The organism is Kribbella sp. NPDC051586 (assembly GCF_044453965.1).
Classification (GTDB): Bacteria; Actinomycetota; Actinomycetes; order Propionibacteriales; family Kribbellaceae; genus Kribbella.
In genome coordinates, this window is the sequence record NZ_JBITDF010000002.1 from 1,290,605 (window position 1) to 1,303,662 (window position 13,058).

The 13,058-nt window shown below is 67.7% G+C and carries 14 protein-coding genes; 6 read left to right on the forward strand and 8 right to left on the reverse strand.

Going from position 1 to position 13,058, the window contains the following annotated elements:
* Positions 1-76 precede the first annotated feature (76 nt).
* From ACIA58_RS16460 to ACIA58_RS16485, 6 genes are all read right to left on the reverse strand, one after another.
* Positions 77-481: a YjbQ family protein gene (locus ACIA58_RS16460; protein ID WP_396404489.1), complete on the reverse strand. Its 405-nt coding sequence runs from the start codon at positions 479-481 to the stop codon at positions 77-79.
* On the reverse strand, positions 481-3,015 hold the full coding sequence (gene leuS / locus ACIA58_RS16465; RefSeq protein WP_396404490.1) for a leucine--tRNA ligase: 2,535 nt from the start codon (positions 3,013-3,015) through the stop codon (positions 481-483). The genes ACIA58_RS16460 and leuS overlap by 1 nt, the downstream gene beginning before the upstream one ends.
* A gap of 123 nt (positions 3,016-3,138) precedes the next feature.
* On the reverse strand, positions 3,139-4,029 hold the full coding sequence (locus ACIA58_RS16470) for a helix-turn-helix domain-containing protein (RefSeq protein WP_396404491.1): 891 nt from the start codon (positions 4,027-4,029) through the stop codon (positions 3,139-3,141).
* Positions 4,026-4,793, reverse strand: a complete 768-nt coding sequence (locus ACIA58_RS16475; protein WP_396404492.1) for a phytanoyl-CoA dioxygenase family protein — start codon at positions 4,791-4,793, stop codon at positions 4,026-4,028. The genes ACIA58_RS16470 and ACIA58_RS16475 overlap by 4 nt, the downstream gene beginning before the upstream one ends.
* 97 nt (positions 4,794-4,890) lie before the next feature.
* Positions 4,891-5,127 (reverse strand): hypothetical protein, encoded by a 237-nt coding sequence (locus ACIA58_RS16480; protein WP_396404493.1) that lies wholly within the window; start codon positions 5,125-5,127, stop codon positions 4,891-4,893.
* 13 nt (positions 5,128-5,140) lie between these two features.
* A complete protein-coding gene (locus ACIA58_RS16485; protein ID WP_396404494.1) occupies positions 5,141-6,820 on the reverse strand; it encodes a sodium:solute symporter family protein in 1,680 nt (559 codons plus the stop codon).
* A gap of 166 nt (positions 6,821-6,986) precedes the next feature.
* On the opposite strand from ACIA58_RS16485, the gene ACIA58_RS16490 reads away from it, so the two are divergent.
* Genes ACIA58_RS16490 through ACIA58_RS16500 form a run of 3 tightly spaced genes read left to right on the forward strand, consistent with a single transcriptional unit; the run spans position 6,987 to position 9,230 of the window.
* Positions 6,987-7,472, forward strand: a complete 486-nt coding sequence (locus ACIA58_RS16490) for a hypothetical protein (RefSeq protein ID WP_396404495.1) — start codon at positions 6,987-6,989, stop codon at positions 7,470-7,472.
* Positions 7,469-8,596, forward strand: a complete 1,128-nt coding sequence (locus tag ACIA58_RS16495; protein WP_396404496.1) for a sensor histidine kinase — start codon at positions 7,469-7,471, stop codon at positions 8,594-8,596. Before ACIA58_RS16490 ends, ACIA58_RS16495 begins: the two co-directional genes overlap by 4 nt.
* Positions 8,589-9,230 (forward strand): response regulator, encoded by a 642-nt coding sequence (locus ACIA58_RS16500; protein ID WP_396404497.1) that lies wholly within the window; start codon positions 8,589-8,591, stop codon positions 9,228-9,230. The genes ACIA58_RS16495 and ACIA58_RS16500 overlap by 8 nt, the downstream gene beginning before the upstream one ends.
* Here ACIA58_RS16500 and ACIA58_RS16505 read toward each other — a convergent pair.
* Positions 9,219-10,139: an endonuclease/exonuclease/phosphatase family protein gene (locus ACIA58_RS16505; RefSeq protein ID WP_396404988.1), complete on the reverse strand. Its 921-nt coding sequence runs from the start codon at positions 10,137-10,139 to the stop codon at positions 9,219-9,221. The genes ACIA58_RS16500 and ACIA58_RS16505 overlap by 12 nt on opposite strands.
* Positions 10,140-10,371: 232 nt before the next feature.
* Between ACIA58_RS16505 and ACIA58_RS16510 the strand changes: the two genes are divergently transcribed.
* The 3 genes from ACIA58_RS16510 to ACIA58_RS16520 are packed head-to-tail and all read left to right on the forward strand — an operon-like array spanning position 10,372 to position 12,018.
* Positions 10,372-11,013, forward strand: coding sequence for a hypothetical protein (locus tag ACIA58_RS16510; protein WP_396404498.1), 642 nt, complete (start codon positions 10,372-10,374; stop codon positions 11,011-11,013).
* 26 nt (positions 11,014-11,039) lie between these two features.
* A complete protein-coding gene (locus ACIA58_RS16515) occupies positions 11,040-11,462 on the forward strand; it encodes a carboxymuconolactone decarboxylase family protein (protein WP_396404499.1) in 423 nt (140 codons plus the stop codon).
* 1 nt (position 11,463) lies between these two features.
* The gene (locus tag ACIA58_RS16520; protein ID WP_396404500.1) at positions 11,464-12,018 is read left to right on the forward strand and encodes a dihydrofolate reductase family protein; all 555 of its coding nucleotides are present in this window, start codon (positions 11,464-11,466) and stop codon (positions 12,016-12,018) included.
* Here ACIA58_RS16520 and ACIA58_RS16525 read toward each other — a convergent pair whose 3' ends face one another.
* Positions 12,019-13,032, reverse strand: a complete 1,014-nt coding sequence (locus tag ACIA58_RS16525; RefSeq protein WP_396404501.1) for an ABC transporter substrate-binding protein — start codon at positions 13,030-13,032, stop codon at positions 12,019-12,021.
* Between the last annotated feature and the right edge of the window lie 26 nt (positions 13,033-13,058).

A 13,058-nucleotide genomic window follows, 5' to 3' on the forward strand; every position in this document is an offset into this window, starting at 1 on the left:
TTCGCAAACGTAACACGATCCGCAACATCACGATAAGTCACCAAAATACGTCCGCCGGCAGTTACCGGGTAGTCCACTAACCGGCCAGGAACGACAAACGGACGTGCCGGTCGGGATTGTCCCGATTGGTGTCGACGAGACAGATCGATTGCCACGTGCCGAGCGTCAACCGCCCGCCGAGAACCGGAACGGTCGCGTACGGCGGAATCAGCGCCGGCAGCACGTGGTCCCGGCCGTGTCCGGGCGACCCGTGCCGATGCCGCCAGCCGAAGTCGCGCGGCAGCAGGTCCTCGAGCACGGCGAGCAGATCGCTGTCGCTGCCGGCACCGGTCTCGAGGATCGCGACACCGGCGGTCGCGTGCGGGACGAACACGTGCAGCAGTCCGTCGCCGCGGCCGGAGACGAACTGCTCACACCGGCTCGTGAGGTCCATGACGACCTCACGAGCACCGGTGTGAACGTCGAGTACGACGGAATCCATCAGGCCGGAACGATATTGACCAGCTTCGGCGCCCGCACGATCACCTTGCGGGTACCGCGGCCGTCCAGCGCCTTCTGGACCGCGTCGGAGTCCAGCGCCAGCTTCTCCAGGTCGGCCTCGGAGATGTCCGGCGCGACCTCCAGCCGGTCCTTCACCTTGCCGGCGACCTGGACCACGCAGATGACGGTGTCCTGGACCAGCAGCGCCGGGTCGACCTTCGGCCAGCCGGCCTTGGCGACCGTCGGCTCGTGGCCCAGCTCCGCCCACATGTCCTCGGCCGTGTACGGCGCGACCAGGCTCAGCAGGATCGCCACCGTCTCGGCCGCCTCGCGGACTGCCGGGTCGGCCGCGCCCGGACCGGAGTCGATCGCCTTCCTGGTGGCGTTCACCAGCTCCATGATCCGGGCCACCATCACGTTGAACCGGTGCGAGTCGATCAGCTCGGCCGCATCGGCCACCGTGCGGTGGGTCAGCTTGCGCAGGTCGACGTCACCGGTCGAGGGATCCGAGCCCAGCGGCGCCTCGACCGATGCTGCCAGCCGCCAGGCCCGTTGCAGGAACTTCAGCGAGCCACCCGGCGACATGTCGGCCCAGTCGATGTCGTCCGCGGGCGGACCGGCGAACACCATGGTCAGCCGGACCGCGTCCACGCCGTACTCGTCGATCATGTCGCCCAGGTTCACGCCGTTGCCCAGCGACTTGCTCATCGCCTTGCCCTTGTTGATCACCTGGCCCTGGTTCAGCAGCCGGGTGAAGGGCTCGACGGCGTTCAGCAGGCCCATGTCGTGCAGCGCCTTGACGAAGAAGCGCGCGTACAGGAGATGCAGTACGGCGTGTTCCTTGCCGCCGACGTACTGGTAGACCGACATCCACCGGTCCGCCGTGGCCTGGTCGAACGGGCCGTCGTTGTACTCCGGGGACAGGTAGCGCAGGAAGTACCAGGACGAGTCGACGAACGTGTCCATCGTGTCCGTGTCGCGCTCGGCCTTGCCGCCGCACTTCGGGCAGTCGACCTCGACCCACTCGCGGGCGGCCGCCAGCGGCGAGACACCCTTCGGCTGCAGGTCCGCTCCACGCAGGTCCGGCAGCTCCATCGGCAGCTGGTCGTCCGGGACCGGCACCTCGCCACACGACGGGCAGTGGATGATCGGGATCGGGCAGCCCCAGTACCGCTGGCGGCTCAGCAGCCAGTCGCGCAGGCGGTAGTTGATCGTCCGCTCGCCCAGGCCCTTGGTGTCCAGCCAGTCGATGATCCGCGACTTCGCATCGGCGACGTCCAGCCCGTCCAGGCTGATCTCGTCGTTCGCGCTGTTGATCGCGGCGCCCTCGCCGGTGTACGCCTTGCCGTCGAAATCGGCGGGCGGCTCAACGGTGCGGACGATCGGCAGGTCGAACTTCTCCGCGAACTCCCAGTCCCGGGTGTCCTGTCCGGGCACTGCCATGATCGCGCCGGTGCCGTAGTCGGCCAGCACGTAGTCAGCGGCCCAGATCGGGATCCGCTGCCCGGTCACCGGGTTGATCGCGTACGAGCCCAGGAAGACGCCGGTCTTGTCGCGCTCGGTGCTCAGCCGCTCGATCTCGGTCGACGCCTTGACCGCAGTCAGGTACTCGTCGAACGCGGCCTGCTGGTCCGGAGTGACCAACTCGGCAGCCAGCTTCGCGTCCGGCGCGACCACCATGAAGGTGGCGCCGAACAGCGTGTCCGGTCGGGTGGTGAAGACCTTGATCGGCTCGTCACGCCCCTCGACCTGGAAGCTCGCGAACGCACCCTCGGACCGGCCGATCCAGTTGCGCTGCATCAGCAGGATCTCTTCGGGCCACTGCAGCAGTTCCATGTCGTCCAGCAGCCGCTGGGCGTAGTCCGTGGTCTTGAAGTACCACTGCGTCAGCTCGCGCTTGGTGACCTCGTGGCCGCAGCGCTCACAGCGCCCCTGGATGACCTGCTCGTTGGCCAGCACGGTCTGGTCGTGCGGGCACCAGTTGACGTACGACGCCTTGCGGTACGCCAGGCCGCGCTCGTACAGCCGCAGGAACAGCCACTGCGTCCAGCGGTAGTAGTCCGGGTCGGACGTGTGCAGCCGGCGGGACCAGTCGAAGCTGATCGCGTACCGCCGGATGGACTCGGCCTGCGTCTCGATGTTGGCGTAGGTGAACGTCGCCGGGTGCTCGTTGCGCTTGATGGCGGCGTTCTCGGCGGGCAGGCCGAAGGAGTCCCAGCCGATCGGGTTCAGCACGTCGTAGCCCTGCTGGAACCAGTAGCGGGCCAGGACGTCGTGCAGCGCGAACACCTCGGCGTGGCCCATGTGCAGGTCGCCGGACGGGTAGGAGAACATCGTGAGCGCGTAGCGCCGCTCGGCCGAGCCGTCGTCCTTCGCCTTGAACGGGTCCAGCTTCTCCCACACCGGACGCCACTTGGCCTGCATGGCGTTGAAGTCGTAGCCACCCCGGTCGATCGGGGCGTCATCCACCTGCTCGCTCACGGTCCTACTCCATACTTCGTGTGTTTGTTGAGCCTTAATGTGCCAGATCGGCATCCGAGACATAAAAAAGCCCCTCACGCAGGAGGGGACGCCGCACTGACCGCTGCCAGTACGGCTAACTAAGGAGCAGGCTCACTCGCATACAACCAGAATACCACTGCCCGTCGTGCCGCAGTCCTAGATGAACTCGGTGCCGCCGGCGCGGCGGTGGTCGCCGGGGGTGCGGCCGTACTTGCGACGGAACGCCGTGGAGAACGGGCGGACGTCCGAATAGCCGCAGGACCTGGCGACTTCGGTGATCGTCAGGGTGGGATCCAGGAGGAGCTGGGCGGCCAGCTCGAGGCGTAGGCGGCGAAGGGTCGACATGATCGACGCACCGGTCTGCTGGGTGAAGAGGCGCTCGGCGTGGCGCTCGGAGAGATGTGCTGCCGCCGCGACATCCCTGACGGAGATAGGCCGGGACAGGTTGTCGCGGAGGTGACGCTTCATGGCTTCGACGACCAGTGGGCCGCGGTCGCGGCGGACAGGCTCTACAGCGAGGTCCTCATCCAATGCGAACGCACGAGCAGTCTCAAGAACCAGAGTCGCGCCCAGAGCCCCCAGCGCTGTGCTGTAGCCGGACACAGGCGCAGCCGCCTCCCCCGCCAACGCAGTGATCACCGCCGGCAACGAACCCGTCCTACTGGACATGACCGGGCCGTCAGTACGTGTCAGCCCGGACCACCAACCCCGTTCGTCGGACCCGGGACGGAAGGTGAAGCCCCAGAAGGCGATTCCGAGCGGGGACGAGCGCGACGACTCGATCTCGTGGACGTCGCCGGGGCGGGCCAGGAACACCGAGCCCGGCGTCACGTCGTACCGCACACCTCCGGAGTTGAAGCGACCCTCGCCGGAGTACGCCAGACAGACCTCGTGGAAGGAGTGGGTGTGCCAGTAGTTGCGCCAGTACTCCGCCCGGTAGTGCCCCCAGCTGAGGAAGTCCGCGTGGAAGCCGTCGACCTCGCAGGACTCCAGCAGTCCCGCGAGGTCGACGAACCGATCCGCCGCAGCGACGGACTCCAGGCTCAAACAGCGCTCCTGCCGGTCGGGTCGACTCCTCGCAGCATCATGCCCTGGCCGAGCGACCAGTCGTGGGTCTTGACCATCGGCGGGTCCGCCGGGTCGCGGTACTGGATCAGCCAGGTGGTCCGCGCCTCGTCGCTCACGTTCACCCCGGAGCCGTGCACGGTCAGGTAGGTGAAGAACAGTACGTCGCCCGCCTCGGCCGGCTGCGGCGTCGCCGCGTCGAACGACGGCTCCAGCAGGTGGTACGACCCCTCCGGGCTGTGCTCCCGCGGACCGTCCTTGTGGCTGCCGGGGATGACCCGCACGCACCCCTTCTCCTCCGGCGCGTCGTCGAAGTGGAAGATCGCCGCTCCGACCCGGTGGTGGGTGTGCGGGAAGAACGGGTGGTCCTGGTGCAGCGGGAACGGCGAACCGTTCTCCGGCGGCTTCACGAACAGCTTGGTGTGGTGCAACTGCACGTTGTCCACGCCCATCACCGCGGCGGCCACGTCGGTGAACCGAGGGTCCACGAGCAGCTTCGAGAACGCCGCGTCGTAGAACTGCGCGTCGTGCAGGTGCTGCAGCTTCGTCGGCGCCTCGGTCATGTCCCGGGCCGCTCCCCAGGTGGGGTCGTCGGCCCGGTTCAGCTGCGCCAGCAGGTCGTGGCTGCGCTGCCGGTAGTACGCCGCTTCTTCCTTGCTGAGCAGGCCTTTCACCAGCACGAAGCCCTGCTCGGCGTACTGCTGTGCCGCAGTCGACAGGTCAGGCCTGTCAGAAGTGATCGTCATCTCGAAGTTCCTCCTGATCGGGTACTTCGAGCCTACGAACGCCGGCGTCCGGACGGGAGGACCCGACCGGACGCCGATGTTCGTCAAACGGACACGGTCACTCTTCCTCGACGGGTACGGCGATCGGCCGCAGCCGGGCCCAGAGGATGAACAGAGCGGTGAACACGAGCATCGCGATGCCGCCCCAGAGGTTGATGTTGATGCCGGCGGCCTTGTCGATCTCGGACTGCTTCTCGACGATGCCGAGGATCGTCAGCACCACTCCGTAGATGCCGATCAGGGCCGCGATCACGATCCGGATGTCGAAGGCACCGGCCTTCTTCTTGTCTGCCATCTCGAACCCTCCCTCAGGCGAAGATGATGTTGAGGACGATGGTCAGCGCGAGTGAGATGCCGGCGAGCAGGACCGGCCTGCGATACCAGCCGCCGTCGCCCGCGACCGCCACCTCGGTGCGCTGCTCCTTCGGCGTCAGCGAATACACCAGGCCGATCAGCTCGGTCTCCCGCTTCGGTGTCGTCACCAGGCTGACCACCACACTGACCACGATGTCGACCACGAAGGCCGCGCCCGCGCCGACGAAGCTGGCGCCCTGGCCAGGCAGGTTGATCACGCCGTTCTCGGACAGGACGAACACCAGGATCGCGGTCCCCGTACCGCTGACCAGGCCGATCCAGCCGGCCGCCGCGGTCATCCGCTTCCAGAACATACCGAGGATGAACGTGGCGAACAGCGGCGCGTTGAAGAACGAGAACAGCTGCTGCAGGTAGTCCATCAGGTTGCTGTAGCCGGATGCGATCGCGGCCGTCCCGATCGCGACCAGCGTGCCCGCCACCGTCACGATCCGGCCGGTCTGCAGGTAGAACTCGTCCGGCCGGTCCTTGATGAGGTACCGCTCGATGATGTCGTACGACATGACGGTGTTGAACGAGCTCAGGTTGGCCGCCATACCGGCCATGAACGAGGCCAGCAGACCGGTGATGGCCAGGCCGAGCATGCCGTTCGGCAGGAGGTCGCGCATCAGCAGCAGCAACGCGTCGTTGTAGTCGACCTGGCCGGTGCCGTTCGCCTTGAACTGGGCGAGCTCGGGCACGATCACCGCGGCGATGATGCCAGGGATGATCACGATGAACGGGATGAACATCTTCGGGAACGAGCCGATGATCGGAGTACGCCGCGCGGCGGACATGTTCTTCGACGCCAGCGCGCGCTGGACCTCGGTGAAGTTCGTCGTCCAGTAGCCGAACGAGAGCACGAAGCCGAGCCCGAACACGATGCCGATCACCGACAGGAAGCTGTTGTGGAAGCCGCTCAGCGCATTGCCCGGCCACGCCGTCATCTGCTCCGAACCGCCCGGTGACCCGCTGACCTTGTCGACCAGGCCCTGCCAGCCGCCGACCTTGTGCAGGCCGACCAGCGTCAACGGCAGCAGCGCGGCGACGATCACGAAGAACTGCAGCACCTCGTTGTAGATCGCCGCGGACAGGCCGCCGAGGGTGATGTAGCTCAGAACGATGGCAGCGGCAACGATCACCGACACCCAGATCGGCCAGCCCAGCAGCACATTCACGATGGTGGCCAGCAGGAACAGGTTCACGCCCGCGATCAGCACCTGCGCGAGGGCGAAGCTGACCGCGTTCACCAGGTGCGCGGGCTTGCCGAACCGGCGCAGCATGAACTCCGGCACGCTGCGGACCTTGGAGCCGTAGTAGAACGGCATCATCACGACGCCGAGGAACAGCATCGCCGGGACGGCGCCGATCCAGAAGTAGTGCACGGTCGGGATGCCGTACTGCGCGCCGTTCGCCGACATGCCCATGATCTCGATCGCGCCCAGGTTGGCCGAGATGAAGGCGAGGCCGGTCACCCAGGCCGGCAGCGAGCGCCCGGACAGGAAGAAGTCCAGGCTGTTCGAGACCGCGCGTCTGGCCAGGTACCCGATGCCGAGGACGAAGACGAAGTACAGGGCGATGATGATGTAGTCGATCGCCGTGGCATCCAGTCTGAGGATGGATTGTTGTGGAAGCATCGCCCCTCCGGATCGTCGCGTGTGACGCATCGTGGTGTTACCGGTGAGGAACGTTACTCCTACTTTCAACCATGCGGGCGGCGACCCGGCGCCCGATGGTTCTCCACCCGGATCTCCACCCTTGGTCGGTCCTGTACCAGGAGCCGGCAGACCTACCGTCCGTGACATGAGCTTCGGAACGTTACCCAACGCACTCGTCGTCATCGCGGTCGTGGTCGTCGTGCTCGCCCGCCGGCTGTCCTGGTCCGAGCTGGAGAACTCCGACACCGACGTCTGGCGCGGGCCGCTGGTGCTGATGGGGGCCGGGGTCTACCAGCTGTACGACCGGCACACCGGTATGGGCGTCATCGACGTCACGTTGCTGGTCATCGGCGCCGCGGTCGCACTGATCGCCGGGACCGCCTCCGGACGGGTCGCCCAGGTCGAACGGCGCGCCGGGAAGGTGTTCTTCCGCCTCGGCATGCCTGGACTCGGCATCATGGTGGCCTACCTGGTCATCCGGCTCGGCCTGGCGGGAATCGGGCATCTGCTCGGGGCGTCGGTCTCCGGCGGCCCGGCGCTGATGGTCTCGATGGGTGCGAACCTGTTGACTCAGTCCGTGGTCATCCAGAGCAAGGCCCAACGCGACGCAGAGGAGTACAGCACCCGGTGAACCTGAAGGCGGTGCTGCCGACGCGGCCGCACGGCGAGAGTGGCTGGGTCGGCCGGGTCCTCACCGCGGGCGTCGTGGTCGCCGTGCTGGCCACCGCGCGCCCCGCGGACGCCTGGGTCTGGGGCGTGCTCGGCGTGAGCTTTGCCGTCTTCGGAGTCGGGTCGGTGCTGATGGCGTCTCGCCCGTACGCCGCTCTCGCGCTGCTGGGCGTCGTCGCGGTCGGCAATGCCCTGATCGCGGGCTACCCGCAGTCGAACTCGCTGGCCCTGGTGCTGGTCGGGATCACCGACATCGCCGTGATCGACTTCGGCCGACGGGGCAATCGGCCGATCATTGCCGCGAGCATCGGTGTCGCGGCGGCGTACGCGGGGTCGGCGTGGTTGTTCGACCAGTCGGATGCCTGGTACTTCACCCAGCTGCTGTGGACCGCCGTACTCGTCGCCTTCGGTCTCAACCGGCGGCAGTACGAGGTGCAGGCGCGGCAGACCGAGCAGCTGCTCGAACAGACCCGGCTGGCACAGAGCGAACACGCCCGGGCGGCGACGCTGGAGGAGCGGGGCCGGATCGCGCGCGATCTGCACGACGTTCTCGCCCACTCGCTCGGTGCGTTGAGCGTCCAGCTCGAGGTGGCGGAGGCGCTCCTCGACGAGCGTGGCGATACGGCTGGCGCATTGGAGCGGGTACGGCGTTCGCGACGGCTCGCCGTACAAGGGCTGTCGGAGGCACGGAACGCGGTGGCGGCGCTGCGGGCCGATGAGGTGCCGGACCTGGCGCAGGCGGTTCGCTCGCTCGGGGAACAGCACGAAAACGACCACGGTACGCCGGTTCGGGTGAGCGTCACCGGTCCGGTGACGCGGACGGACTCCGGTGTGACGGTTGCCCTGCTCAACGCTGCTCGGGAAGCGCTGACGAATGCGGCCAAGCACGCACCTGGACAGCCGGTGGAGCTGGAGCTTGCCGCTGCGGACGGGGTCAGAGTGACGGTGCGGAACAAGGGTGCGACTCGAGGCGAAGGGTTCGGACTCACTGGGATGCGGGAGCGGCTGGCGTTGGTCGGTGGGACGTTGACGGCGGGGCCGGACGGCGACGACTGGCTCGTGGTGGCGGAGGTGCCTGATGAGTGACGCGATCCGGGTGGTGGTGGCGGACGATCAGCAGGTCGTGCGGGAGGGTCTCGTGGCGCTGCTCGGCCTGATCGACGGCGTGGAGGTCGTGGGCGCGGCGGCCAACGGTGTCGAGGCCGTCGCTCTGGTTGCCGAGGGCAACGTGGACGTGGTGTTGATGGATCTGCGCATGCCGGTGCTCGACGGCACGCAGGCGACCGCGCGGATCACCTCCGGCTTCCCGGCGGTCGCCGTACTCGTGCTGACGACGTACGCCGACGACGCCTCGATCGGGAACGCGCTCCGGGCCGGTGCTCGCGGGTACCTCACCAAGGACGCCGGCCGCGCCGAGATCGGTGCCGCGCTGCGGTCGACCGCGGCCGGGCAGTCCACGTTCGACCCGGAGGTGTCGAAGCGGCTGATCGCCGGGCTGACACCATCCGATCCTGGCAACGACGGGCTGACCGCCCGGGAGACCGAGGTACTGCGGTTGATCGCGCAGGGACTGAGCAACCCGGAGATCGCGGGGCAGCTGTTCATCAGCGAGGCGACCGTGAAGACGCACATCAACAACACGTTCGCGAAGATCGGCGCCCGGCACCGTGCGGAAGCGGTCCGGTACGCCTATCGCAAGGGGATCGCGTCAGATGCGTAGCTCGGCGACGACGGGGCGGTGGTCGCTGCCGGTGGGCTTCATCACCCAGGCCTTGGTGGGCGTGACGCCGCGCACCAGGATGTGGTCGATGCGGGCCATCGGGAACTTCGACGGCCAGGTGAATCCGAACCCGGTGCCGGCCGCGCCTTGCGCCGAGCGCAGTCCGGTCGTCAGCGGGGCGAGGCTGCGATCGTTCGCCGTACCGTTGAAGTCGCCCATCACGATCACACCCGCCAGTTGCTCGTCGGCGATCTGCCGCCCGAGCGCCTTGATCGTGTCGTTGCGCTGATCCGAGGTGAAGCCGCTGGTGCCGACGCGCACGGAGGCGAGATGGGCGACGTACACCGCGACCTTGCCCTCCGGCGTACTGACCTCGGCCCGGAGCGCGCGGGTCCACGCGAAGCCGACGTCGACCGACTTGGTCTCGACCACCGGGTACTTCGACCAGAGCGCGACCGTGTCCCGGGACACCTGGTACGGGTACTTCGCGGCGAACGCGGCCTTGTAGACCTTGAGGTCCGCTGCCGTGATCTCCTCCAGGGCCATCACGTCCGCGTCCGCGCCGAGCAGGTCGCTCGCGGTCGCCTTCGGGTCCGGGTTGGCGGCGTCGACGTTGTGGGTCAGCACCCGCAGGTCGTACGCGCCGCCGGCGCCCTTGCCCGGCAGCAGCAGATCGCCGAACATCACCCCCCAGATGAGCGCGGGGACCAGGAGGGCGACAGCCGCCGTCACGGAACGCCGTACCAGGGCTGCCACAGCGAGGACCGGAACGGCGAGGCCGACCCACGGCAGGAACGTGTCGAGCAGACTGCCGAGATTGCCGACCGAGTTCGGCACGTAGCGGTGGAACACCAGCGTCGCGGCCGACAGTATCGCCAGCACCGCGATGAACCAGCCACGCCGCCACATACCGCCCTTCTTACGCCGTCGCGCGCTGCTGCGCGACGGCGGCGGTTTGCGGGTGGCGACTGCGGTCTGGCGGTCCGGCATGCAGCGATTGTTGCGGACACCGGGGCCGGACCAAAGTCCATGCCGGGTCAGGGACGGCGATTTCATCCGTCCGGAGGACCGATCCGACCGTTCTGATGAGGAATTCGTGAGAGCTCTGGTGCCCTGGATGGACAGCACCGACAATTCCCGTATGGCCCGTATGCCGTCAGCGCAGCAGCTCAGCGAGCCGTTCGTCGTCAAACGCCACGGTCTGGGGACCACGACGACCGCGCTCGCGCTGGGCACCGTGGTCTTCGGCGTGATGGTCGCGCTGACCTTGGGGATCGTCGTGGTGCAGGCCATCCGCGGTGCGTCTGTGCGCGAGCCGCTGGAGGCGGTGTGGCTGGCCTGGGGCGGTACGCCGCTGATCCTCGGGGTCGGGTTGCCGATCCTGTTGCTGGTGGGGGCGATCACAGCGCTGGAGGAACGGCGCGAAGAGGACGACGACGACGTACTGCTGACTGTTGACGACGCGGGGATCTACCTGGGCGGTGAGCAGCCTCGCACGATCCCCTGGGGGCAGATCCGCGGCGTGTGCCGGCTGGAGCGGCACGAGGTCAACGGCGAGGGCGACGAGATCTGGGAGCCACGCCTGGTGGTGATGTTGCTGGACGAGAGCGCCCTCCCCCGCAGTACGAGGGCCTGGGGACCGTCGTGCCCGTGGCCCGGCACCCACGAGATCCTCGGCCGGCCGCTCCAGTACGACGCCCTGGCCAACGCCGTCGCCCAACGAGCTCCCCACGTCCAGGTCACCAACCGCGGCCGCGTCAGCGACCGACCACCCGCCTCTTGAACGGCTCGCGGGTTAGCGTCGGGTCCATGACGGCTCCCGACATCAACAGCCCCGAAGAGCAGGTCCGGTACGAACGTGGTCTCGAGGTACTCAACGCGGTCGACGGCGGCTCGGCCGCCGGTGTGATGGACAGCCTCGCCGACATCGCGCCGGCCATGGCCCACCACATCGTCGCGTTCGGGTTCGGCGACATCTACTCGCGCGCCGGTCTCGATCCCAAGCAACGCCAGCTCGTCACGCTCGGCATCCTGACCGCACTGGGCGGCTGCGAACCGCAGCTCGAGGTCCACATCCGCACGTCGCTGAACGTCGGCCTGACGCCGACCGAGATCGTCGAAACCTTCACCCACGCGGCCGGGTACGCCGGGTTCCCCCGCGCCCTCAACGCGATCTCGGCAGCCAAGAAGATCTTCGCCGAACGCGACCTGCTCCCCGTCGAAGGGAACTGAGATGGCCAAGCTCATCTACTCCGCGATCACTTCACTCGACGGGTACGTCGAGGACGCGGAGGGCGGATTCGCCTGGGCGGCACCGGATGCCGAGGTGCACGCCTTCGTGAACGAACTGGAGCGCCCGATCGGCACCTACCTGTACGGGCGCCGGATGTACGACACGATGGTCTACTGGGAGACCGCGGTCGACCACTCGCCGGTGAGCCAGGACTATGCGAACATCTGGCAGTCCGCCGACAAGATCGTGTACTCGCGGACGCTTGACGCGGTCACCAGCGCGAGAACACGCCTCGAACGTGAGTTCACCGCCGAGTCCGTGCAGCAGTTGAAGAACTCGTCCGCTGCCGACCTGAGCATCGGCGGCGCGGATCTGGGCGGCCAAGCTCTCCTGGCGGGCCTCGTCGACGAGATCCACCTGGTCCTGAACCCGGTGACAGTCGGCGGCGGCAAGCCCGCCCTGCCCAGCGGGCTCCAAACCCAACTGACCCTGACCGACGAACACCACTTCACCAGCGGCGTAGTCAACCTCCACTACACCGTCCAGAACCCCTGACTACCCCTTAGGACCGAGCAGCTTCTCGAGGTCATCCAGGACGTCCATGGCGCCCAGCGGGCCCAGGCCCAGGAACCAGACCTCGTCGTCAACGCGGGCCGACTTGCCTGCCTTCACCGCCGGCAGGGCCTTCCACAGGTTGCCGTTGACGACCCTGTTCTCGTCGGTGGTGTCGGGTTTGCCGTAGCTGGAGTAGAAGATCCAATCGCCGGCGGCCTTGCCGATGTTCTCCTGCGACACCTCGACCGCGAGGTCCTGCACGTCCTGGATCTTCGGCCGCGGCAGTCCGATGTCCTTCAGGATCACGCCGATGAACGACAGGTTCCCGTACAGCCGGATCTCCCCCGGCCGGAACCGGACCAGCGAGATCGTCGGCGAGCCCTGCACCTTCGACTTCACGTCGTTGGCGCGCTTCTGGTAGTCGTTCAGGATCCCGGTCGCCTTCTCCTCCTCGCCGACCGCGTCCGCGACCAGCAGGAAGTTCTCCTTCCACGGGAACCCGGGCCGGATGCTGAACACCGTCGGCGCGATCGCGCTGAGCTTGTCGTACAGGTCGTTGGCCCGCAGCTTGCTGCCGAGGATGAGGTCCGGCTTGAGCGCGGCGATCGCCTCGAGGTTCAGCTCGCTGATCCCGCCGACGGTCTTGATGCCCTGCGCCTTGTCGGCGAGGTACGACGGTACGCCGTTCTGCCCCGCGGTCGTCGCCATGCCGACCGGGGTGATGCCCAGGGCGAGCACGTCGTCCAGCTCACCGCTGTCGAGAACGACCACGCGGGACGGCTTCGCCGGGATCTTGGTCTCGCCGAGCGCGCCCTTGAGGGTCCGCGGGAACGCGCCGGGCGCGGCGTCCGAGCCGAGTTTCGCCGTCTCGGCGTCAGCGGTCTTGAACAGCCGCCCGCCGGTCGCGACGTCCTTGTCCCCCACGCCCGTGTCGGCACTCTTGGTGTCGCCACCACCACATCCGGCCACAACCAGCACGGCGGCCGACACGACGATCCCGATCAGTTTCCTCACAGAAGCCGACCCTACAACAACCGAAG

Bases quoted from the DNA above. Each gene is read 5' to 3' on its own strand.
- ACIA58_RS16460 (WP_396404489.1), bottom strand. From the start codon at position 481: ATGGATTCCGTCGTACTCGACGTTCACACCGGTGCTCGTGAGGTCGTC.
- leuS (WP_396404490.1), bottom strand. From the start codon at position 3,015: ATGCCGATCTGGCACATTAAGGCTCAACAAACACACGAAGTATGGAGT.
- ACIA58_RS16475 (WP_396404492.1), bottom strand. From the start codon at position 4,793: ATGACGATCACTTCTGACAGGCCTGACCTGTCGACTGCGGCACAGCAG.
- ACIA58_RS16480 (WP_396404493.1), bottom strand. From the start codon at position 5,127: ATGGCAGACAAGAAGAAGGCCGGTGCCTTCGACATCCGGATCGTGATC.
- ACIA58_RS16485 (WP_396404494.1), bottom strand. From the start codon at position 6,820: ATGCTTCCACAACAATCCATCCTCAGACTGGATGCCACGGCGATCGAC.
- ACIA58_RS16490 (WP_396404495.1), top strand. From the start codon at position 6,987: ATGAGCTTCGGAACGTTACCCAACGCACTCGTCGTCATCGCGGTCGTG.
- ACIA58_RS16500 (WP_396404497.1), top strand. From the start codon at position 8,589: ATGAGTGACGCGATCCGGGTGGTGGTGGCGGACGATCAGCAGGTCGTG.
- ACIA58_RS16505 (WP_396404988.1), bottom strand. From the start codon at position 10,139: ATGTGGCGGCGTGGCTGGTTCATCGCGGTGCTGGCGATACTGTCGGCC.
- ACIA58_RS16510 (WP_396404498.1), top strand. From the start codon at position 10,372: ATGGCCCGTATGCCGTCAGCGCAGCAGCTCAGCGAGCCGTTCGTCGTC.
- ACIA58_RS16515 (WP_396404499.1), top strand. From the start codon at position 11,040: ATGACGGCTCCCGACATCAACAGCCCCGAAGAGCAGGTCCGGTACGAA.
- ACIA58_RS16520 (WP_396404500.1), top strand. From the start codon at position 11,464: ATGGCCAAGCTCATCTACTCCGCGATCACTTCACTCGACGGGTACGTC.